At 72.4% G+C, this 20456-nt stretch carries 18 protein-coding genes; 5 read left to right on the top strand and 13 right to left on the bottom strand.

The genetic code is table 11. The annotated features are described in order from the left end of the window. The first annotated feature begins 53 nt into the window (after positions 1-53). Positions 54-1154 (top strand): PQQ-dependent sugar dehydrogenase, encoded by a 1101-nt coding sequence (locus SM611_RS11685; protein ID WP_371949428.1) that lies wholly within the window; start codon positions 54-56, stop codon positions 1152-1154. Positions 1155-1181: 27 nt separating this feature from the next. Here the strand turns inward: SM611_RS11685 and gatB are convergent, their stop codons facing one another. Genes gatB through gatC form a run of 5 tightly spaced genes read right to left on the bottom strand, consistent with a single transcriptional unit; the run spans position 1182 to position 6252 of the window. Further along, on the bottom strand, positions 1182-2666 hold the full coding sequence (gene gatB, locus SM611_RS11690) for an Asp-tRNA(Asn)/Glu-tRNA(Gln) amidotransferase subunit GatB (protein ID WP_371949429.1): 1485 nt from the start codon (positions 2664-2666) through the stop codon (positions 1182-1184). A 14-nt stretch (positions 2667-2680) separates the two neighbouring features. Beyond that, entirely contained in the window at positions 2681-3283 is a 603-nt protein-coding gene (locus tag SM611_RS11695) for a hypothetical protein (protein WP_371949430.1), read from the bottom strand. After that, the gene (locus SM611_RS11700; protein WP_371949431.1) at positions 3280-4440 is read right to left on the bottom strand and encodes an AAA family ATPase; all 1161 of its coding nucleotides are present in this window, start codon (positions 4438-4440) and stop codon (positions 3280-3282) included. The genes SM611_RS11695 and SM611_RS11700 overlap by 4 nt, the downstream gene beginning before the upstream one ends. Positions 4441-4463: 23 nt before the next feature. Further along, positions 4464-5951 (bottom strand): Asp-tRNA(Asn)/Glu-tRNA(Gln) amidotransferase subunit GatA, encoded by a 1488-nt coding sequence (gene gatA / locus SM611_RS11705; protein ID WP_371949433.1) that lies wholly within the window; start codon positions 5949-5951, stop codon positions 4464-4466. A 1-nt stretch (position 5952) separates the two neighbouring features. Then, positions 5953-6252, bottom strand: coding sequence for an Asp-tRNA(Asn)/Glu-tRNA(Gln) amidotransferase subunit GatC (gene gatC / locus SM611_RS11710; protein WP_371949434.1), 300 nt, complete (start codon positions 6250-6252; stop codon positions 5953-5955). A 164-nt stretch (positions 6253-6416) separates the two neighbouring features. Between gatC and SM611_RS11715 the strand changes: the two genes are divergently transcribed. Continuing rightward, positions 6417-6665, top strand: coding sequence for a DUF6458 family protein (locus SM611_RS11715; RefSeq protein ID WP_371949436.1), 249 nt, complete (start codon positions 6417-6419; stop codon positions 6663-6665). On the opposite strand, the gene SM611_RS11720 is transcribed toward SM611_RS11715, so the two are convergent. The 6 genes from SM611_RS11720 to mnmA form a co-directional block, all read right to left on the bottom strand. Beyond that, the gene (locus SM611_RS11720) at positions 6659-7003 is read right to left on the bottom strand and encodes a hypothetical protein (RefSeq protein ID WP_371949437.1); all 345 of its coding nucleotides are present in this window, start codon (positions 7001-7003) and stop codon (positions 6659-6661) included. The two genes, SM611_RS11715 and SM611_RS11720, sit on opposite strands and share 7 nt — an antisense overlap. 423 nt (positions 7004-7426) lie before the next feature. Next, the gene (locus SM611_RS11725; RefSeq protein ID WP_371949438.1) at positions 7427-9520 is read right to left on the bottom strand and encodes a putative bifunctional diguanylate cyclase/phosphodiesterase; all 2094 of its coding nucleotides are present in this window, start codon (positions 9518-9520) and stop codon (positions 7427-7429) included. Positions 9521-9776: 256 nt separating this feature from the next. After that, complete coding sequence (ligA, locus tag SM611_RS11730; RefSeq protein ID WP_371949439.1) at positions 9777-11945, bottom strand: NAD-dependent DNA ligase LigA; 2169 nt, start codon at positions 11943-11945, stop codon at positions 9777-9779. An 83-nt stretch (positions 11946-12028) separates the two neighbouring features. Next, complete coding sequence (locus SM611_RS11735; RefSeq protein ID WP_371949440.1) at positions 12029-13033, bottom strand: methionine synthase; 1005 nt, start codon at positions 13031-13033, stop codon at positions 12029-12031. 25 nt (positions 13034-13058) lie between these two features. Continuing rightward, positions 13059-13877 (bottom strand): LLM class F420-dependent oxidoreductase, encoded by an 819-nt coding sequence (locus SM611_RS11740; protein WP_371949442.1) that lies wholly within the window; start codon positions 13875-13877, stop codon positions 13059-13061. A 206-nt stretch (positions 13878-14083) separates the two neighbouring features. After that, positions 14084-15160 carry a tRNA 2-thiouridine(34) synthase MnmA gene (mnmA, locus tag SM611_RS11745; protein WP_371949444.1) on the bottom strand — a complete coding sequence of 359 codons (1077 nt, stop codon included), beginning with the start codon at positions 15158-15160 and terminating at the stop codon, positions 14084-14086. Between the two features lie 67 nt (positions 15161-15227). On the opposite strand from mnmA, the gene SM611_RS11750 reads away from it, so the two are divergent. Further along, positions 15228-16310, top strand: coding sequence for a DUF695 domain-containing protein (locus SM611_RS11750; protein WP_371949445.1), 1083 nt, complete (start codon positions 15228-15230; stop codon positions 16308-16310). Here SM611_RS11750 and SM611_RS11755 read toward each other — a convergent pair. Next, complete coding sequence (locus SM611_RS11755; RefSeq protein ID WP_371949447.1) at positions 16298-17134, bottom strand: DUF1206 domain-containing protein; 837 nt, start codon at positions 17132-17134, stop codon at positions 16298-16300. The genes SM611_RS11750 and SM611_RS11755 overlap by 13 nt on opposite strands. A gap of 44 nt (positions 17135-17178) precedes the next feature. Beyond that, a complete protein-coding gene (locus SM611_RS11760) occupies positions 17179-18354 on the bottom strand; it encodes a cysteine desulfurase family protein (RefSeq protein ID WP_371949496.1) in 1176 nt (391 codons plus the stop codon). A gap of 131 nt (positions 18355-18485) precedes the next feature. Here SM611_RS11760 and SM611_RS11765 point away from each other — a divergent pair, with 131 nt between their 5' ends. Further along, the gene (locus SM611_RS11765; protein WP_371949449.1) at positions 18486-19019 is read left to right on the top strand and encodes a TetR/AcrR family transcriptional regulator; all 534 of its coding nucleotides are present in this window, start codon (positions 18486-18488) and stop codon (positions 19017-19019) included. A 158-nt stretch (positions 19020-19177) separates the two neighbouring features. Beyond that, the gene (locus SM611_RS11770) at positions 19178-20383 is read left to right on the top strand and encodes an MFS transporter (protein ID WP_371949450.1); all 1206 of its coding nucleotides are present in this window, start codon (positions 19178-19180) and stop codon (positions 20381-20383) included. Positions 20384-20456: the final 73 nt, after the last annotated feature.

The following is a 20456-nucleotide window of genomic DNA, read 5'->3' on the forward strand; positions in this document are numbered from 1 at the left end:
GGTGACGGGGAACGACCTGCCCGCCGGATCCGTACTACCTACGGGAGGCGTTCATGCGACTGCACACGATCGTCCTGGTCTCGGCCGCCGTGGTCCTCGCGGGCTGCTCGTCCTCGTCCGGCGGGGACGGCGACGACAACGGCGGCGGCGCGAGCACACCGCCGCCGCTCTCGTCCAGCGCGCCCGCCGGGACGGAGGGCAAGCCGCGCACGGTGGCGGCGGATCTGGAGGTGCCGTGGGCGGTGGCGTTCCTGCCCGGCGGGGACGCCCTCGTCACCGAGCGCGACTCGGCGCGCCTGGTGCGGGTCGCGCCGTCCGGGAAGAAGACGACGGTCGGCACGGTGCCCGGCGTGGAGCCGCAGGGCGAGGGCGGGCTACTGGGCGTAGCGGTGTCCCCGTCGTACTCCACCGACCACCTGATCTACCTGTACTACACGGCCGCGTCCGACAACCGTGTCGTCCGCGCCACCTATGACGGGCGGCTCGGTACGCCCCAGCCGATCGTCACCGGCATCCCGAAGGGCCCCAACCACAACGGCGGGCGGCTCGCGTTCGGGCCCGACAAGCTGCTGTACATCGCCACCGGCGAGACCGGCGACGGCAACCTCGCCCAGGACAAGAACTCCCTCGGCGGCAAGATCCTGCGCGTCACGCCCGACGGCAAGCCCGCGCGGGGCAACCCGTTCGGCACCCGCGTCTGGACCTACGGGCACCGCAACGTCCAGGGCCTCGCCTGGGACGGCGACGGCCGCCTCTACGCCACGGAGTTCGGGCAGAACCGCTTCGACGAGATCAACCTGATCCAGAAGGGCAAGAACTACGGCTGGCCCGACGTCGAAGGCGACGAGGACGGCGGTGGAGGCTTCACGAAACCGCTGCTGACGTGGACGACCGACGAGGCGTCCCCGTCCGGGCTCGCCTACGCGGACGGCTCCCTCTGGGCCGCCGCCCTCCGCGGCGAACGCCTCTGGCAGGTCCCCCTCGACGACGGCAAGGCCGGAAAGCCGGTCGCGCACTTCGAGAACGGCTACGGGCGCCTGCGCGCCGTCGTGAAGGCCCCCGACGGCTCCCTGTGGCTGACGACCAGCAACCGCGACGGCCGCGGCGACCCCGCCCGCGACGACGACCGCGTGCTCAGCGTCCCCCTCGGCTGAGACCCCGAGGGGGACGGCGCCGCGCCGTCAGGACGCGCCGAGCTTCTCCAGGATCAGCTCCCGCGCCCGCCCGGCGTCGGCCTGCCCGCGGGTCGCCTTCATCACGGCGCCGACGAGGGCGCCCGTCGCGGCGACCTTCCCGGCGCGGATCTTGTCCGCCACGTCCGCGTTGTCGGCGATGACCTGGTCGATGACCGAGGACAGCTCGCCCTCGTCGCTGACGACCTTCAGGCCCCGCTTCGCGACGACCTCGTCCGGCGCGCCCTCGCCCGCGAGGACGCCCTCGAACACCTTCCGGGCCAGCTTGTCGTTCAGCTCCCCGGCCGTGATCATCGCCTGCACCCGGGCGACCTGCTCCGGCGTGATCGGCAGATCCGCCAGCTCGACGCCCTGCTCGGTCGCGCGCCGCGACAGCTCGTTCATCCACCACTTCCGGGCCGCCGCCGCGTCGGTGCCCTGAGCGATCGTCGCCTCGATGAGGTCGACGGCGCCGGCGTTGACGACGTCCCGCAGCTCCAGGTCGGACAGCCCCCACTCCCCCTGGATGCGGCGGCGGCGCGCGGCCGGCAGCTCCGGCAGGCTCGCGCGCAGCTCCTCGACCCACTCCCGCGACGGCGCCATCGGCACGAGGTCGGGCTCCGGGAAGTACCGGTAGTCCTGCGCCTCCTCCTTGCTGCGCCCGCTGGTCGTGCGGCCGGTGTCCTCGTGGAAGTGGCGGGTCTCCTGGATGACGCGCCCGCCGCCGTCCAGCACCCCCGCCTGCCGCTCGATCTCCGACCGGACGGCCCGCTCGACCGACCGCAGCGAGTTGACGTTCTTCGTCTCCGTCCGCGTGCCCCACTCCCGCGCGCCGCGCGGCATCAGCGACACGTTCACGTCGCAGCGCATCGAGCCCTGCTCCATGCGGACGTCCGAGACGCCCAGCGACCGCACCAGCTCGCGCAGCTCCGTCGCGTAGGCCCGCGCCACCAGCGGCGCCTTGTCGCCGGTCGCCGGAATCGGCTTCGTGACGATCTCCACCAGCGGGATGCCGGCCCGGTTGTAGTCGACCAGCGAGTACTCGGCCCCGTGGATGCGCCCGGTCGAGCCGCCCACGTGCAGCGACTTCCCGGTGTCCTCCTCCATGTGGACGCGCTCGATCTCGATCCGGTACGTCTCGCCGTCGACCTCGACGGCCAGGTGGCCGTCCACGCACAGCGGCTCGTCGTACTGCGAGATCTGGAAGTTCTTCGGCATGTCCGGATAGAAGTAGTTCTTCCGGGCGAACCGGCACCACTCCACGATGTCGCAGTTCAGCGCCAGGCCGATCTTGATGATGCCCTCGATCGCCGCGTGGTTGGTCACCGGCAGCGCGCCCGGCAGCCCCAGGCACACCGGGCACACCTGCGTGTTCGGTTCCGCCCCGAACTCCGTCGGGCACCCGCAGAACATCTTCGACGCCGTGCCCAGCTCGATGTGCGTCTCGATCCCGAGCACCGGCTCGAACTTCGCCAGCGCCTCGTCATAGCTCATAAGCGTGTCCACGCTCACAGGTATCCCAGTCCCTTCAACGCCTCTTCCGTCTCGGCCACCCAGGCTGCGTACGCCGGTATCCGCACGAGCACGTCGAGGTCGACGTTCTGTCCTATGTAATCGAAGTAGTCGGCCCGCGAGCGACGGCCGCTCCCCGGGCGCACCGCGTCCAGCACGGGCTTGGGGTCGAGAATCTTCTCCACGTCGCGCGGACGTGCGGGCAGGCGCGTGAGATCGCTACCCCGCAGCCCCGCCCAGACCTCACGGTCGGCGAGAAGCCATGCCTCGGTCTCCCGCACCGGCACCAGTGGGACCACCGGCGTACTCAAACCCTGTTCGCGCAGGACCGCCACGACCTTCTCGGCCTTTCCCCGCTCATTGTGGTCGTTGTGGACGCAGATCAGGTGGCAGTCCTCGGCCAGTTCCACCACGGCCCGGCAGACCCGGTCGGCGTCCTTGATCGTCCAAGACTCGCCGATCTCGGTCTTCCCCACGTCCACGACGTGCCGGGTGCCCTTTTCCGTCAACGCCCTCAGCTGGCGGAACACCACGGCACCGAGGAACCGCTCGTCGGTGGTGTTCTCGGCTACGAGTCCAGGGACCAGGGGACGGCTCACGACTCGTCCTGCCGCACGGTGCCCAGATACTTGCGAACCTGCCTGGGCGACACGTATGTTCCCGGTTCGCCTTCGTCCCGAACGGGCTTCGCCACGCTCACCCGGGAGACCCGCTCCTTTTCGGGATCGACGCGGACCGCCGTATCCATGAACACGAGCGACTCGGGCCGCGTCCGGTACAACTCGGCCACGACCACAGGCGAGTGACTGGTGACGATGATCTGCCGCAGCGGCCGTTCCAGCGACTCGGGGTCGTTCAGATCGGTCACCCGCTCCTGGATCCGCCGCAGCAGTTCCGCAAGCCGGCCCGGGTGGAGCCCGTTCTCGATCTCCTCGACCAACAGGACGCCGGAGTGGTCGGGATCGTGAAGCGCGGCGAGCAACCCGAGGATCCGCAGCGTCCCGTCGGACAGGAGAGTGCTGGGGACAGCCCCCTGGCCCTCCAAGACGAGATCGAACGACCACTCCTGGCGCTTCTCGTCCAGTTCGCTCCTGACCTCCCGCACGTCCGGCACCAAGGCCACCAGATCGACCATGAGGTCGTCCAGCGCCCCCGACGAATTCATCCGGCCCAGCACGGCGGCGAGATTGCCCCCGTTGGTCACCAGCGGCCGCCGGTCCACCAAACTTGCGACCGCCCGCATCGCCCGCGGGTCGGGAACGTAGTGTCCAAGCCTCTGCATCTCCCGTTCGAGCAGATCGGCCGCATGCCAGAACGCTTCGTCCTCATCAGCGCCAGCCAGCTGCGACTCCCGCTCCCGCACCGGACCGGGCAGATCCGTCTGCTCCTGCAGGTCAAGAATCGCAGTGTGGGACGGTTTGGGTTCGGGGACGCCTCCCGCCAACTCGGCGCCCTCGCGGTATTGGGCTCCGGCAAGCCCATCCGCCAACTTCAGCAGACAACGAGTCACAACTGTGAAGACCTCCACCGAGCGCCCTTCGCTGACCCGGTGAAAGAGCTCTTGCGGGCGCCCTCGCCGCGCTTCCAGGAGTGCCTCGTAGGGAGGCCGACTCCTGGAGTCCTGGATGAAATCGATGGCGTCGAAGAGGTTGGATTTGCCACTGGCGTTGGGGCCGACGAGGGCGAGGAACGGCGGGACGTCCAGCGTGAAGTCCAGGAAGGACTTGAAGCCGTCTATCTCGACGCGGGTGATCACTGACGTTCCGCCGTTCCGGTCGCCTAGAGTTCCGGGGCCTGGGTCAGGAGGGGGCCGCCCCAGCGGTCTTCGAGGGCCCGCTCGACGGCGGCGCCGACCCGGTAGACGCGGTCGTCGCCGAGGACGGGGGCCATGATCTGCAGGCCGACCGGGAGGCCGTCCGACAGTCCGCACGGCACCGAGATCGCGGCGTTGCCGGTGAGGTTGGCCGGGATGGTGCACAGGTCGGCCAGGTACATCGCGATCGGGTCGTCGGCGCGCTCGCCGATGGGGAACGCGGTCGTCGGCGTCGTCGGCGAGACCAGCACGTCGACCTGCTCGAACGCGGCCTCGAAGTCGCGCTTGATCAGGGTGCGGACCTGCTGCGCCTTGCCGTAGTAGGCGTCGTAGTAGCCCGAGGAGAGCGCGTAGGTGCCGAGCATGATGCGCCGCTTGACCTCGGGACCGAAGCCCTCGGCACGGGTGAGCGCCATGACCTCCTCGGCACTGCGGGAGCCGTCGTCGCCGACGCGCAGGCCGTAGCGCATGGCGTCGAAGCGGGCCAGGTTGGACGAGCACTCCGACGGCGCGATCAGGTAGTAGGCGGGCAGCGCGTATGTGAAGTGCGGGCAGGAGACCTCGACGACCTTCGCGCCGAGGGACTCCAGGAGTTCGACCGCCTCGGTGAAGCGGGCCGAGACGCCCGCCTCGTAGCCGTCGCCGGCGAACTCCTTCACCACGCCGACGCGCAGGCCGTTGACGTCGGCGTGGCGCGCGGCCTCCACGACCGGCGGGACGGCCTGGCTCACCGAGGTCGAGTCCATCGGGTCGTGGCCGCTGAACGCCTCGTGCAGCAGCGCGGCGTCGAGGACGTTGCGCGCGAACGGGCCGGGCGTGTCGAGCGACGACGCGAACGCGATCACGCCGTACCGGGACGAGCCGCCGTAGGTGGGCTTCATCCCGACGATGCCGGTGACGGCGGCGGGCTGCCGGATGGAGCCGCCCGTGTCGGTGCCCGTCGACAGCGGCGCCTCGTACGCCGCGACCGCCGCCGAGGACCCGCCGGACGAGCCGCCGGGGATGCGCTCCAGGTCCCACGGGTTGTGCGAGGTCTTGTAGGCGCTGTTCTCCGTGGACGAGCCCATGGCGAACTCGTCCATGTTCGTCTTGCCGAGGATCACCAGCCCGGCCTGCCGCAGCCGCGCCGTGACGGTCGCGTCGTACGGCGGCCGCCACCCCTCAAGGATCTTGGACCCGGCGGTGGTGGGCATGTCCGTGGTCGTGAAGACGTCCTTGTGCGCGATGGGGACGCCGGCCAGCGGGCCGAGCTCCTCCCCCGCCGCGCGCCGCTCGTCCACCTTGCGCGCCTGGGCGAGCGTCGCCTCGCGGTCGACGTGCAGGAACGCGTTCACCCGCCCGTCGACGGCGGCGATGCGGTCCAGATGCGCCTCGGCCACCTCGACGGCCGACGCCTCGCCGGCGGCGAGCAGCTCGCCGAGTTCCGCCGCGCCCTTCCTGACCAGCTCGCTCATGTCAGGCCTCCTCGTCCAGGATCCGCGGGACGCGGAAGCGCTGCTCCTCGGCGGCCGGCGCACCGGAGAGGGCCTGCTCGGGCGTGAGGCACGGGCGCACCTCGTCCGTCCGGTAGACATTGGTCAGCGGCAGCGCGTGCGAGGTGGGCGGGATGTCCTCCGCGGCGACCTCCTGCACCCGCGCGACCGCGGAGATGATCTGGTCGAGCTGGGCGGCGAGATGGTCGAGCTCATCGTCGCCGAGCGCCAGCCGGGACAGCCGGGCGAGGTGCGACACCTCGTCACGGGTGATGGCGGACATGATGGGAAACCGTTCCTGCGATGAAGTGGGTTCCCGCCCATCCTATGGGCCGGGGCCCTACGGCCCGACTGGTTTACGCAGGCATGATTTCGGCGCGCCGTTTCATCTCCGCACACGGGGAACGCTTCTCCCGTCCACCCCCGGGACGACGAGAGGAGACCGCCGTGACCATCGGCGGCAGCATCGCCCTGATCATCATCGGCGCGATCCTGGCCTATGCGGTCAATTACGAGTTCAGCGGCATCGACATCCGGCTGGTCGGCGCGATCCTGATGATCGGCGGCCTGATCGGCCTGGTCATCGGCATCGTCCGGATCGTGTCCGCCCGCCGCTCCGTGGAGCGCCGGCCCCCGCCGCGCGTCCGCGAGGAGTACTACGAGGACGACTACGAGGCCCGGCGCCGCGGCTACTGACGGCCCTCATCCTGCCGCGGCTGCTGCGGCGGAGCCCCGTACTGCTGGGGCGAGTACTGCTGCGGGTAGGGCTGCCCCTGCGGCGGGGCGGCCCCCTGCGGCTGCTGGAACGGGAACGTCACCGTCTTCGCCGGCGACTCCGATGCGCTCATCCCGGCCAGCGCGCCCGCCCCGATGACCGCGGCCGACAGCATGACGAACCCGCCGAGGATCACGGTGGCGAGGTCACCGGCATTGGTGTCGCTCTGGTTGTCGGGCAGGTCCGAGATCACACCGAAGAACACGCCTCCGGCCACCAGGATGCACAGTCCAAAGATCACTCCGCGCGCGGCGTTCATGACGCGTGATGGTAGCGCCCCCGCCGACACCGCGTAATACCAACAGCAAACAGACCAGTCATGCCCCCCAGCGGCGGAGGGCGCTCCAGCGATCACAGCGACGCCCCACACACCCGCACAGGCACAAGACGGCGTGAGGAACGCCTGCGTAGCGACCGACGTCCCGAGGAACGGCCCCTGAAGGAACGGCCCTGGACGTGTCACTCCGCCCCTCTTGGACTGGGCCCGAGCTTGAGCACAGGCGGAAGCGACAACCACGGGCAGGCACGCGGAGGGAGCGCCAGCGACCGCAGCGGGCATGCCCGACGACGCAGGCGACCACAGCGACGCCACGCACGTCAGCACGGGCACGACAGACCGAACCGGCGGCGTGAGGATCGCCTGCGTCGCAACGGGGGGAATGGGGGGTCGCCCCCCAATAGATCACGCAGCCGGTTCCGGGGTTCTCTGGGCGTGGCGGCGGAGCCAGGCGGTGGCGGTGTCGGCGTCCATGGGGCGGCCGAAGTGCCAGCCCTGTGCGGCGTCGCAGCCCATGTCGCGGAGGGTCTGGGCGGTGGCGGGGTCTTCGACGCCTTCGGCGACGGAGCGGAGGCCGAGGGTGCGGACGAGGTCGACGATGGAGCGGACGATGACGGCGTCGTCGGGGGAGTCGGCGAGGCGGCGGACGAACGAGGCGTCGATCTTGATCTCTTCGACGGGGAGGCGTTTGAGCCGGACGAGGGAGGAGTAGCCGGTGCCGAAGTCGTCCAGGCTGAGCGGGATGCCGAGGTCGGCGAGGGCGCCGACGGTGTCGGAGGCGTAGGCGGGCTCGTTCATCAGGATCCGCTCGGTGATCTCCAGTTGGAGCGCGGCGGCGGGCAGGCCGCGGGCGAGCAGGCCCTCCTCGATGGTCTCGGCGAGGCCGGTGTCGAGCAGGTCGCGGCCGGAGGCGTTCACGGCGACCTGGACGGCGAGGTCCTCGCGCCACCAGGCGGCGGTCTGGGCGAGCGCGACGGTCACGACGTGGTGGGTGATGGAGCGCATCAGGTACGTCTGCTCGGCGATGGACAGGAACGCCTCGGGTTCGAGGACGCCCTTGTCGGGGTGCCGCCAGCGGAGCAGCGCCTCCATGCCGACGAGGTGGCCGTCGCGCAGCGAGACCTTCGGCTGGTAGAAGAGTTCGAGTTCGGAGCGGTCGATGGCGCGGCGCAGGTCGCCGAGCATGCCGAGCCGCTCCGGGGAGTTGCGGTCCTTTCGGGGGGAGTAGATCTCGACGCCGCTGCGCGCCTCCTTGGCGTTGTACATGGCGACGTCGGCGCGCTGGAGGAGCAGTTCGAAGTCGGGCGCGTGGTCGGGGAACAGCGCGATGCCGACGCTGGCCTCCAGGTCGAACGACATGCCGTCCAGCCGGACGGGTTCGCTGAGCGCGGCGCGCAGCCGGGCGGCGACCTCGCGGGCGGCGGCCTCGTCCCGGACGGTGGGCAGCAGCACCGCGAACTCGTCGCCGCCGAGCCGGGCGACGAGGTCGCCGGGGCGGACGCTGTGGGTGAGGCGGTGCGCGACGAGTTGCAGCAGCCGGTCGCCGGTGGGGTGCCCGAGGGTGTCGTTGACCTCCTTGAAGCGGTCGAGGTCGAGGAGGAAGAGGCCGGCGCGGTGGTCCTGCGGGTCGGTGGCCTTGCGGCGGCCGAGGCCGGCGCGGCGCCGGTCGGCGCCCCGCGCCGCGGCGAGGGCCTCCTCGGTGCGGACGATCAGCAGCTTGCGGTTGGGCAGCCCGGTGAGTCCGTCGTGCAGGGCCTGGTGCTCGCGCCGGACGGACACCGAGGCGTTCATGTAGACGGCGATGAACGGCAGGACGATGAGCGGCACGAACAGGGCGGAGCGATCCATCGCGACGACCATGAGCGGGGCGAGGCCGAGCAGCGCGAGGTGGACGAGGATCTGGTAGCCGAGGTCGAGGCGGAGCGCCTTGGCGAGGGGGATCCGCGCGTGCAGGGCGACGGCGGAGCCGACGAGGGTGTCGTTGCAGGCGAAGTAGACGGCGCCGGCGAGCGCGATGGCGGGCAGGTCGGAGCCGTGCGGGACCCACAGGCCGGAGGGGGTGGCGAGGTCGCCGGACAGGGCGAGGACGAGCTGGGCGGCGGCGAGGCTGAGGGTGTACTGCGCGGCGTTGAAGGCGATCCGGTGCGGGGCGCGCCCGCGGAAGATGCCGCAGGTGATGACGGCGATGGCCTGGAGGGCGGCGGCGATCGGCAGGCCGGCGTAGAGGAGGGCCGCGAAGGAGAACGTGGTGGAGGTGGTGGCGCCGTTGTTCTCGGTGGAGCCGGGCGTGATGATCGGGCGCAGCTCGCCGAAGATGATGAAGCAGCCGAGGATCCAGAAGACGGGCGTGCTGACGAGGGCGTCCAGGTCGGCGGCGCTCAGCCCGGAGAACGCGGCCCCGCCGGCGGTGATGCCGAGCAGGATGACCACGAGGAAGTAGATCCACAACGGGGAGCCTCGGCGCGGGGCCGTGTTCCGGGTGTTGTTCGGGTCCTTCATCACATCCTCGGGGGGTTCGGGGGGCCGTCCCCCGGCACCGGAGCGTCCCCGACCTCGGGGGACACCCCCCGGGTGTTACGTCCGGAGATTCAGGTGTAGGTCGTGATGAGAGGGAGGGTACGGCCTTCGCTCAACTTCGCGAAACCGATTGCGTACGTTCCGTTATGCCGCTCCGCACCCGCCGCTCACCGTTGGGTAGTTGAAGTGTACCCCTGAGTAACGCAAACCTGGTGGAACCCACGCGAACACGCGGGGTTTATTCATCGGCGCGCAAAGTTACGGTTTTGGCCGCATCTGGCCCATCGGCGAGCAGGACACGGAAGCCGTCCTCCGCTAGTACCGGTACGCCCAGCTTGACGGCTTTGTCGTATTTCGACCCTGGACTGTCGCCCACGACCACGAAGCCGGTCTTCTTCGACACCGAGCCGGACACCTTGCCGCCGAGCCGCTGCACCGCCTCGGTCGCCGAGTCGCGGCTGTACTCCTCCAGCGAACCGGTGATCACCACGGTGACGCCCTCCAGCGGGCGCGGGCCCGCCGCGCCCTCGTCCTCCATCCGGACGCCCGCCGCCCGCCACTTGTCGACGATCTCCCGGTGCCAGCCGACCGCGAACCAGTTCTTGATGGACGCCGCGATCGTCGGCCCGACGCCGTCGACGGCCGCCAGCTCCTCCTCGGTGGCCTCCGCGATCGCGTCCATCGAGCGCATCTCGCGGGCCAGGTCGCGCGCGGCGGACGGCCCCACGTGCCGGATCGACAGCGCCACCAGCACCCGCCACAGCGGCTGCCGCTTCGCCTTCTCCAGCTCCTCGAAGAGGATCTCGACCGTCTTCTTCGGCTCGCCCTCCTTGTTGGCGAAGAACGACACGACCTTCGGCTCGCCGGTCTTCGGGTCGGTCTTGGCCGTGCCGGTCTTGGAGTCGAGCACCAGGCTCCTGATCGGCAGCAGCCGGTCGACCGTGAGGTGGAACAGGTCGCCCTCGTTCTTCACCGGCGGGTCGTCCGGCTCCAGCGGCTGCGTCAGCGCGGTCGCGCCGACGTAGCCGAGCGCCTCGATGTCGAGGGCGTTGCGGCTCGCGACGAAGAACACCCGCTCGCGCAGCTGCCCGGGGCAGAACTGCGCGTTCGGGCAGCGGATGTCGGCGTCGCCCTCCTTCTCGTACGCCAGATCCGTCCCGCATTCGGGGCAGTTCGCGGGCATCTCGAACTCGCGCTCGGAACCGTCCCGCAGGGCGGTCACCGGCGCGACGATCTCGGGGATCACGTCGCCGGCCTTGCGCAGCACGACGGTGTCGCCGATCAGCACGCCCTTGCGCTTGACCTCGCCCGCGTTGTGCAGCGTCGCGCGGTCGACGGTCGAGCCCGCGACCTTCACCGGCTCCATGACGCCGTACGGGGTGATGCGCCCGGTACGCCCCACCCCGACCTTGATGTCGAGGAGCTTGGTGTTGACCTCCTCGGGCGGGTACTTCCAGGCGATGGCCCAGCGCGGCGCCCGGCTCGTCGACCCGAGCCGCCGCTGCAGCGAGAACTGGTCGACCTTGACGACGACCCCGTCGATCTCGTACGCGGTGCCGTGCCGGTTCTCGCCGTACTCGGCGATGTACTCGCGGACGGCGTCCAGCCCGCCGACGACCTTGTAGCGGTCGCTGACCGGCAGCCCCCAGCCGCGCATCAGCTCGTACGCCCCGGACTGGCTCTCGGGCTGCGTCCCGCCGCGCCAGGCGCCGAACCCGTGGACGAGCATGCCGAGCGGCCGGTGCGCGGTGACCCGCGGGTCCTTCTGCCGCAGCGAACCGGCCGCCGCGTTGCGCGGGTTGGCGAACGGGTCCTTGCCGGCCTCGATCTGCGCGGCGTTGACCTGCTCGAACCCCTCGACCGGCAGGAACACCTCGCCGCGGACCTCCAGGACGTCCGGCCAGCCGTCGCCGGCGAGCCGGTCCGGGACGTCGGCGATGGTGCGGATGTTGTTGGTGACGTCCTCGCCGGTGCGCCCGTCGCCGCGGGTGACCCCGCGCACCAGCCGCCCGTTCTCGTAGGTCAGCGCGATCGCCAGCCCGTCGATCTTCGGCTCGCACAGGTAGCCGGCGACCTCGCCGACCTCCTTGACGACGCGCTCGTCCCACGCGAGCAGCTCGTCGGCGCCCATCGCGTTGTCGAGGCTCTGCATCCGCTCCAGGTGCCGGACGGTCGCGAAGTCGGTGACGATCGCCGCGCCGACCTTCTGCGTCGGCGAGTCGGGGGTGACCAGCTCGGGGTGCCGCTCCTCCAGCGCGCGGACCTCCCGCATCCGCCGGTCGTACTCGGCGTCGGTGAGCGTCGGCTGGTCGAGGACGTAGTACCGATAGTTGGCGTCCTCGAGCTCCTGGCTCAGCTCGAGGTGCCGCTGCCGTGCCTCCGCGGGAACGCCGTCGCTCATGGTCATGCCCTCATTGTCGCCAACACGTCCGACATTACGACGTGACGCACCGTGCCACGACGGGGAACCCCCCTGCCCCTGGGAAACCCTTACTGGTCGGCGGCCTCGTAGAGCATGCGCGCCGTGTCGCGGCAGCGCTTCAGCGCCTCGCGGACGTAGCGGGGCGACGCGCCCGCCATGCCGCACGCAGGGGTGATCACGACCTGCTCCGCCAGCCGGGCGGCCGGGAACCCGAACCGCCGCCACAGCTCCTTCACCGGCCGGCCGGTCGCCTGGAGGGACGGCAGGACCGCGTCGGTCGCGGACACCGCGCCGAGGAACAGCGCCGTCCCCGCGTCGATCGCCTCCCCCACCGCGTCGTCGTCCCGCTCGGGGATCAGCCGCAGGTCGAGCGAGATCGCCTTCGCGCCGGCGCCGCGCAGCAGCCCGTACGGGACGTTCCGGGCGCAGCAGTGCACGACCGGGTAGGCGCCGGCCGCGTCGATCACCGTGCGCAGGGCGTCCTCGGCGACGGGCTCCTCGACCGCGCGCAGCCGGGAGAAGCCGCTGGCGGTCGGCACCGTCCCGGCGAGGGCGGCGGGCAGGCCCGGCTCGTCGAGCTGCAGGACGATCTCCGCCGCGGGCAGCCGCCGCCGGACGTCCGCGACGTGCGCGGCGACGCCCTCGGCGAGCGAGGCGGTCAGGTCGCGGACGGCGCCCGGGTCCTTCAGCGCCCGTTCGCCGTTGCGCAGCTCGATCGTGGCGGCCAGCGTCCACGGCCCGCACACCTGGAGCTTGAACGGCCCGTCGTGCCCGCCCGCGACCTCCTCCAGGACGTCCAGGTCGCGGGCCATGTGGTCGTGGGCGCGCAGGGTGTCGCGGCCCGGCCGGTCGGAGAACCGCCACCCGGACGGCTCGACCCGGACCGGCATGTCGACCAGCAGCCCGGCCGTCCGCCCGGTGAGGTCGGCGCCGGGGCCGCGCGCGGGCAGCTCCGGCAGGTGCGGCAGCTCGGGCAGCTCGCCGAGGACGACCCGCAGCGCCTCCGCCGGGTCGTCGCCCGGATACGACCCGGTACCGGTCGCCGTCCCCGCCGGCCAGGGATGACTCGTCACGCCACGAAGCCTACCGGCGCGGTGATCACACCAGTTCCGCGAGCCGGTCCAGGTAGCGGAGCGTGTCGGCCTCGGGCTCGGTCTTCAGGTTGAACAGCACCTCGTCGACGCCCGCGGCCTCCAGCTCGGCGACCGCCTCGGGCCTGCCGGGCGCCCCGAACACCGTGACCGGCACCCGCGTCCCGGCCCGGTCCCGCAGTTCGGCGATCCTCGCGGCCAGCACGTCGGTGCCGCGCCCGTAGATCGGCATCCAGCCGTCGCCGAACTCCACGACCCGGTCGAACGTCGTCGGCCCCGCGCCGCCGATCATGACGGGCGGGTGCGGGTCCTGGACGGGCTTCGGGTAGGAGAACACCGGGTCGAAGTCGACGAACTCGCCGTGGAACTCGGCCTCGTCCTTCGTCCACAGCTCCTTGACGGCCAGGACGCGCTCGCGCAGCAGCCGCATCCGCGTCGCGGGGTCGGTGCCGTGGTTGCGCATCTCTTCCCGGTTCCAGCCCGCGCCGACGCCGAGCACGGCGCGCCCGCCGGAGACCAGGTCGAGGGAGGCGACCTCCTTCGCCAGGAGGATCGGGTCCCGCTGGATGACCAGCGCGATGCCGGTCCCGACGCGCAGCCGCTCGGTGACCGCCGCCGCGGCGGTCAGCGCGACGAACGGGTCGAGCGTCCGGTAGTACATCCGCGGCAGCTCGGCCCCGCCCGGCCACGGCGACTCCCGCTTCACCGGGATGTGCGTGTGCTCGGCCAGGTACAGCGACCCGAGCCCGCGCTCCTCCAGCGCCCGCCCGAGCGCCGCCGGCCCGATGCCGTCATCGGTCACGAACGTCGAAACACCGAAATCCACGTGCCTACTGTAGTGCCCTCGGCGTCGGGCCTTGAGGGCCCTCCTTCGGCGGGCACCACGGTGCGATCGCTGCATCGCTTCGAACTCGCCTTGGCGGCTCGCTGCGCGATCAGGTCTCTCGCTTCGCTCGCAACCTGCCTTCGGACGCGATCGCAGTGGTTCCGGTTTTCGCGGGGTTGCTGAGGTGGCTGAGGTCCGTGCCTAGGTCAGGCGGGGACGGTCGCGGTTTCCGCGATGGTGGATGAGGCCAGGACGCGGTCGCCCTCGTACAGGACGGCGGTCTGGCCGGTGGCCACGCCGCGGGCCGGGGAGGCCAGGCGGATGCGCAGGGTGTCGCCGTGCCGCTCGGCCGTGCAGTCGTGGACCTCGCCGTGCGCGCGGAGCTGGACCTGGCACGGGAACGGGCCGGCGGGCGCGTCGCCCAGCCAGACGGGCCGCTCGCCGGTGATCTCCTGGACGTCCAGCGACTCGCGCGGCCCGACCGTCACCGTGTTCGTGACCGGGGAGACGTCGAGGACGTAGCGGGGCCGCCCGTCCGGCGCGGGGGTGCCGATCCGCAGGCCCTTGCGCTGGCCGATCGTGTAGGCGTAGGCGCCGTCGTGCTCGCCGACCTCGTTGCCGTCGGCGTCGACGATCGGGCCGGGCGCGGCGCCGAGCCGCTCGGCGAGGAAGCCGCGCGTATCGCCGTCGGCGATGAAGCAGATGTCGTGGCTGTCGGGCTTGTCGGCGACCTGGAGGCCGCGCCGCCCGGCCTCCCGCCGGATGTCGGCCTTGGACGTGTCGCCGAGCGGGAACAGCGCGTGCGCGAGCTGGTCGGGCGTGCAGACGGCCAGCACGTACGACTGGTCCTTGGCCTGGTCGACGCCGCGGCGCAGGACGCCGTCCTCCAGGCGGGCGTAGTGGCCGGTGCAGACGGCGTCGAAACCGAGGGCCAGCGCGCGGTCGAGGAGGGCCGCGAACTTGATCTTCTCGTTGCAGCGCAGGCAGGGGTTCGGGGTGCGGCCGGCCGCGTACTCGCTGACGAAGTCCTCCACGACGTCCCGGTGGAACCGCTCGGCGAGGTCCCACACGTAGAACGGGATGCCGATCGCGTCGGCGGCGCGGCGGGCGTCCCGGGAGTCCTCCAGGGTGCAGCAGCCGCGCGCCCCCGTACGGTAGGACTGGGGGTTGCTGGACAGGGCCATGTGGACGCCGGTGACGTCGTGCCCGGCCTCGGCGGCGCGGGCGGCGGCCACTGCGGAGTCGACGCCGCCCGACATGGCGGCGAGTACGCGGAGAGTCATAGTCCTTCGAGCGTACGCGGCGTGGTCCGGTCCGCAGCCTGCATTTCCGCGTACGATTGGGGCCGCTATGGGAATCTTCCGACGTCCGCGCGAGGCGTCCGCCGTCGCACCGCCCGCCATCAGCGAGTTCTGGGAGTGGTGGGCGCAGGCCCGCCCGACGATCGAGGCGTCGCTGGCCGCCGGGCCCGAGCCCGGCGCGCCGGAGGCCGCCGTGCCCGGCGAGGGGCTGTCGGCGGAGACGATCGAGGAGCTGTCCCGCCGCGTCCACAAGATCCACGCGGGGCTCCAGTGGGAGATCGGCGGCGCCGACGACCGGAACCCGTCGCTGACCGTCACCGGCGGCGGCGACCCGGGGCTGCGCGGGATCACCGAGCGGTGGGCGCGGGCGGCGCCGACGGGGTCCGCGGCCGCCGGGTGGAGCTTCCATCCGGCGCGCCAGGCCGACCCGGAGATGCTCGCCCAGGACCTCATCCTCGGCGACCACGAGTTCGACCTGGAGTACGTCCGGCTGGGCATGCGCGCCGACACCGACCGCGCCCGCGTGCACATCACCGCCTACCATCCCGACTTCCTGTTCGTCGCCGAGGAGCAGCAGCTCCAGGTGGCGCTGAACGTCCTGTACTGGGCGCTCGGCGAGGACGACGTGGCCCGCTGGATCGGCGAGGTGTCGATCGCGACGGAGGCGCCGATCGACTCCCTGGCCCCGTCGATGCTGCCCGCCGTGGTCGAGCAGGTCGCCGAGCCGTTCGCCGAGCCCGCCTGGCTGACCGGCGAGGGCCGCACGCCGCGCGGGCATCCGGCCCGCCTCGGCGCCCGGTTCCCGCTGCACCGCCAGGACTACCCGCTCTGCGACCTGCACGTGGCGGTCAGCGTCCCGTACGCCAACAGCAACCCCGACCGGCTGCCGGTCGAGCCGTCGTCGGGCGCGCTGCGCGCGTTCGAGAAGAAGCTCGCCAAGCTCGGCGACCGGGCGGTCCTGGCCGTCCGGGAGACGGGTGACGGCCTGCGCGTCTTCCACCTGTACGCCGACCCCGACTCGGGCGTCGTCTCCGAGCTCGACCAGCTCGCCGCCGGCTGGCCGGAGGGCAAGGCCAAGGTCGCCTCCACCGCCGACCCGGCCTGGAAGGCCCTCGCGCCCTACCAGCCCTGACGGGTCGGGTCGAGCTTGCCGTAGCGGGCCTGGCAGAAGGAGTACAGGCCGAAGGTGAGGACGCCCGCGGCGACGGCCGCGAGGCCCCACGGACCGGCGGGGGTGTCGGCGAACTGGCGGAGGGCGCCGTCCAGCCCGCGGGCCTTGTCCGGTTCGAAGGTGATGGCCGCGTAGGCGAGGAACGCGCCGACGGCGAGGCCGAGGAGGCCTCGGGCGGTGTTGCCGGCGATCCCGAGGAACTGGACGAGGCGGCGCACCGTCCGACTCATCTCCGCGGTCCTGAGCTCGTCGAGGAACGTGCGCCGGACGGCGCCGGCGATCACCACGACGCCCCAGACCACGAAGCCGGCCGCGATCGCGAGGACGAGCCAGCGCCCGCCCGGCTCGCTCATCAGCCGCGCGGTGATGGTCTTGGACTGCTTGTCGCTCGACGTCCCCTGGTGGCCGAGGAGGAACGCCAGGGTCCCCGCGCAGCCGGCCGTGTAGACGACGCCGCGCGCGGCGGAGCTGAGCCGCTTGGTGGGCTTGTCACCGTCCGACACGGGACGCCCGTACACGGCCTCGGCGTACTGCCAGAGGGCGAGCGCCGCGAAACCGGCGGCCATCAGCCACAGGACCACCGGACCGCCGGGTTTCTCGGCGACGGCCTGGAGCGCGCCCGTCCGGTCGGCCTCCTTCCCGCCGCCGCCGAAGGCCACCTGCAGGGCGAGCCAGCCGATGAGGAAGTAGAGCAGCCCGCGGGCGACCAGCCCCACGCGGGCCATGTGGTGGAACCAGGGATGTCCCGCCGCCTGCTTGATTCCGTCCTGCACGTCCGTCGTCACGGACAACGCAGTCCCCGGTCAAGGGACGGTCAAACCTGGACAGGTCAGCTGAGACCGGCGCGACGTGCGCGTTCGACCACGGGGCCGATGGCGTCGGCGAGCGCCTTGACGTCCGCCTCGGTGGAGGTGTGGCCGAGGGTGAAGCGCAGCGAGCCGCGGGCGCGCTCGGGGCTCGCGTCCATCGCGAGGAGGACGTGGCTGGGCTGCGAGACCCCGGCCGAGCACGCGGAGCCGGTGGAGCAGGCGATGCCGCGCGCGTCCAGCAGCATGAGCAGGGCGTCGCCCTCGCAGCCGGGGAAGGAGAAGTGCGCGTTGCCGGGCAGGCGGTCGGCGGGGTCGCCGTTCAGGACGGCGTCGGGCACGGCGGCGCGGACGGCCCCGATCAGCCGGTCGCGCAGCTCGGCCAGGCGGCGCGCCTCGCCCTCCCGGCGCGCGACGGCGGTCTGGACGGCGGCGGCGAACCCGGCGATGGCGGGCGTGTCGAGCGTCCCGGACCGGACGTCCCGTTCCTGTCCGCCGCCGTGCAGCAGCGGCACCGGGTCGAGGAACACCGGCTCCTTGGGCTTGGCGAGCAGCAGCGCGCCCGCGCCGATGGGGCCGCCGAGCTTGTGGCCGGTAACGGTCAGGGCCTGCGCGCCGCTCGCCGCGAACCCGACGGGGAGCTGCCCGGCGGCCTGGACGGCGTCGGTGTGCAGGGGGACGCCGCGCTCGCGGGCGACGGCGGCGAGCTCCGCGACGGGCTGGACGGTCCCGACCTCGTTGTTGGCCCACATGACAGTGACGAGCGCCACGTCGTCGCCGGAGCCGAGCGCGTCGCGGAGCGTCTCGGGGCGGACGCGGCCGACCCCGTCCACCGGGAGCCACTCGACCTTGGCGCCCTCGTGGTCGGCGAGCCACTGCACCGCGTCCATGACGGCGTGGTGCTCTATGGCCCCCGCCAGCACGCGCGTGCGCGCGGGGTCGGCCCCGCGCCGGGCCCAGTACAGGCCCTTGACCGCCAGGTTGTCGGCCTCGGTGCCGCCGGAGGTGAACACGACCTCGCTCGGGCGGGCGTCGAACGCCTCGGCGATGACCTCGCGGGACTCCTCGACGACGCGGCGGGCGCGCCGGCCCACCGCGTGCAGGGAGGAGGGGTTCCCCAGCTCGCGCAACTCCGCCGTCATCGCCTCGACGGCCTCGGGCAGCATCGGGGTCGTCGCCGCATGGTCGAGGTAGGTCACCACGCGGACAACAGTATCCGCGCCCGACCTGTTCCCCTCCGGTGCCCGTGCGGTTGCGCGATGGCCGGGAATAGCCGTGCCCGGGACCGGGTTCACCGTGTGTACCGTCCAGCCGGTACAGTGGAGGAATCATGAAGAGGGAAGCCCTCCTGGACGCCGCCGAGACCGTCCTCTCCGAGCAAGGGACGCAGGCGCTGACGCTCACCGCGGTCGCCGACCGCGCCGGCGTCAGCAAGGGAGGGCTGCTCTACCACTTCCCCACCAAGGAGGCGCTCGTCCGGGCGATGGTGGCGCGGGTCATCGAGGAGTTCGACGACCTGATCGCCTCCTACATCGACTCCTACGGGGACGGCGCGCCGGGCTCCTACACCCGCGCCTACGTCGAGGCCACGTTCGAGATCCTCACCGGTGAGGCCCGCGCCTACCGGCGCTGGTCGGCCATCACGGCCGCCGCCGCGGACCCGGAGCAGGCCGAGCCGCTGAACGAGGCGATGCGCCGCTGGCACGGCCGCGCCCCCGCGGACGACCCCGACCCGGGCATCGCGATGGTCGTCCGGCTGGCCGCCGAGGGCCTCTGGGAGGTCGTGAGCCACGACCCCGGGCTGTACGACGCGGAGCAGCTCGAAGCGCTGAAACGGCGGCTGCTGGGCCTGCTGGAGCGCTGACGCCGGGACGCCCCGCGTCCCGCCCCCGAATCCACCCGATCCCTGTGCGGGCACGCCCGCACCGCCCCGGGCCGCCGCGCGGTCCGGGGCGACGTCCGTCACCACGCCGCGCGAGCGGCACCGGGGCGCGCCCCGCCGAGCCGAGAAAGAGGTGAACCATGCTGTTCCGTGCCCGTTCGGGGACGTTCCTGACCTTCGCGCTGGCCGGTCTGCTGACCGGAGTGTGGGTCGCGCGCATGCCCGCGCTGGCCGCCAAGTTCGGGGCGACCGAGGGCGAGATCGGCATCGTCGTCCTCGTCTGGGGGCTCGGCGCGATCGCGGCCATGCAGGCGCTGCGCGGCGTCATGGCGCGCGCGGGCAGCCGGGCGGCGCTGCGGGTCGCCCTCCCGCTGACAGCGCTGTCGTACGCGGCGGTCGCGCTGGCGCCCGGCTACGGGGTGCTGCTCGCCGCCGTCGCGGTGTTCGGCATGACGTTCGGGATCACCGACATCGCGATGAACGCGCAGGGCAGCGTCGTCGAGCAGGCGTACCGGCGGCCCGTCATGAGCGGCATGCACGCCGGCTGGTGCGTCGGCGCGATGAGCGGCGGGCTGTTCGGCGTCGCCACGGCCGCCACCGGGTTCGGCTTCACCGAGACCGTGCTGGCCGCCGCGCTGCTGTCGCTGCCCGCGGGTCTCGCGCTCGGCCGCACCTACCTGCCCGACCCCGCGGCGCCCGCCGCGTCCGGGACGGGACGCGGGGCGCGCCGCATGCCGCCCGCCGTCTACCTGATCGGCGTCCTGGGCTTCATCGCGTTCATGGCGGAGGGCTCGATCGCCGACTGGAGCGGCCTGCTCCTGCACGAGGAGCTGGGCGCCACCGAGGCCGTGGCCGCGATCGGCTACCCGGTGTTCGAGCTGGCGATGCTGCTCGGCCGGCTGGTCGGCGACCGCGTCCGGGCGCGCGTCGGCACCCGCCGCCTGCTGACCGGCGCGGGCCTCGGCACCGCGGCCGGCATGACGGTCGTCGTGCTGGCGCCGACCCCCGCCGTCGCGATCGCCGGGTTCTTCCTGACCGGGCTGGTCGTCTGCACGGTCGTCCCGACGACGATCTCGCTGGCCGGGACCGCCGCGCCGGACCGTCCCGCCGCGGCCGTCGCCCAGGTCGGCGCGATGGGCTACGGCGGCCTGCTGCTGGGCCCCGTCGTGGTCGGCTTCCTCTCGGACGCCACGTCCCTGCGCGTCGGCGTCGGCACCGTCGTCGTCCTGGCCCTCCTGATCGCGGCGGGCGCCCGCTTCGTGCCCCTCCGCGGGACCACCGACGTCGCCGCCGCGGCCGGGGCCCCCGCCCCGGAGGACGCCCGGCCCGAACCCGTGGCCGCCTGATCCCCCGGACTCTCGTGGTCGCGGGGCGTGATCCGGTATAAACCCATCGAGATCATCGCGGGCGATGGGGGCG

The organism is Actinomadura monticuli (genome assembly GCF_041463655.1).
GTDB classification, from domain to species: domain Bacteria; phylum Actinomycetota; class Actinomycetes; order Streptosporangiales; family Streptosporangiaceae; genus Spirillospora; species Spirillospora monticuli.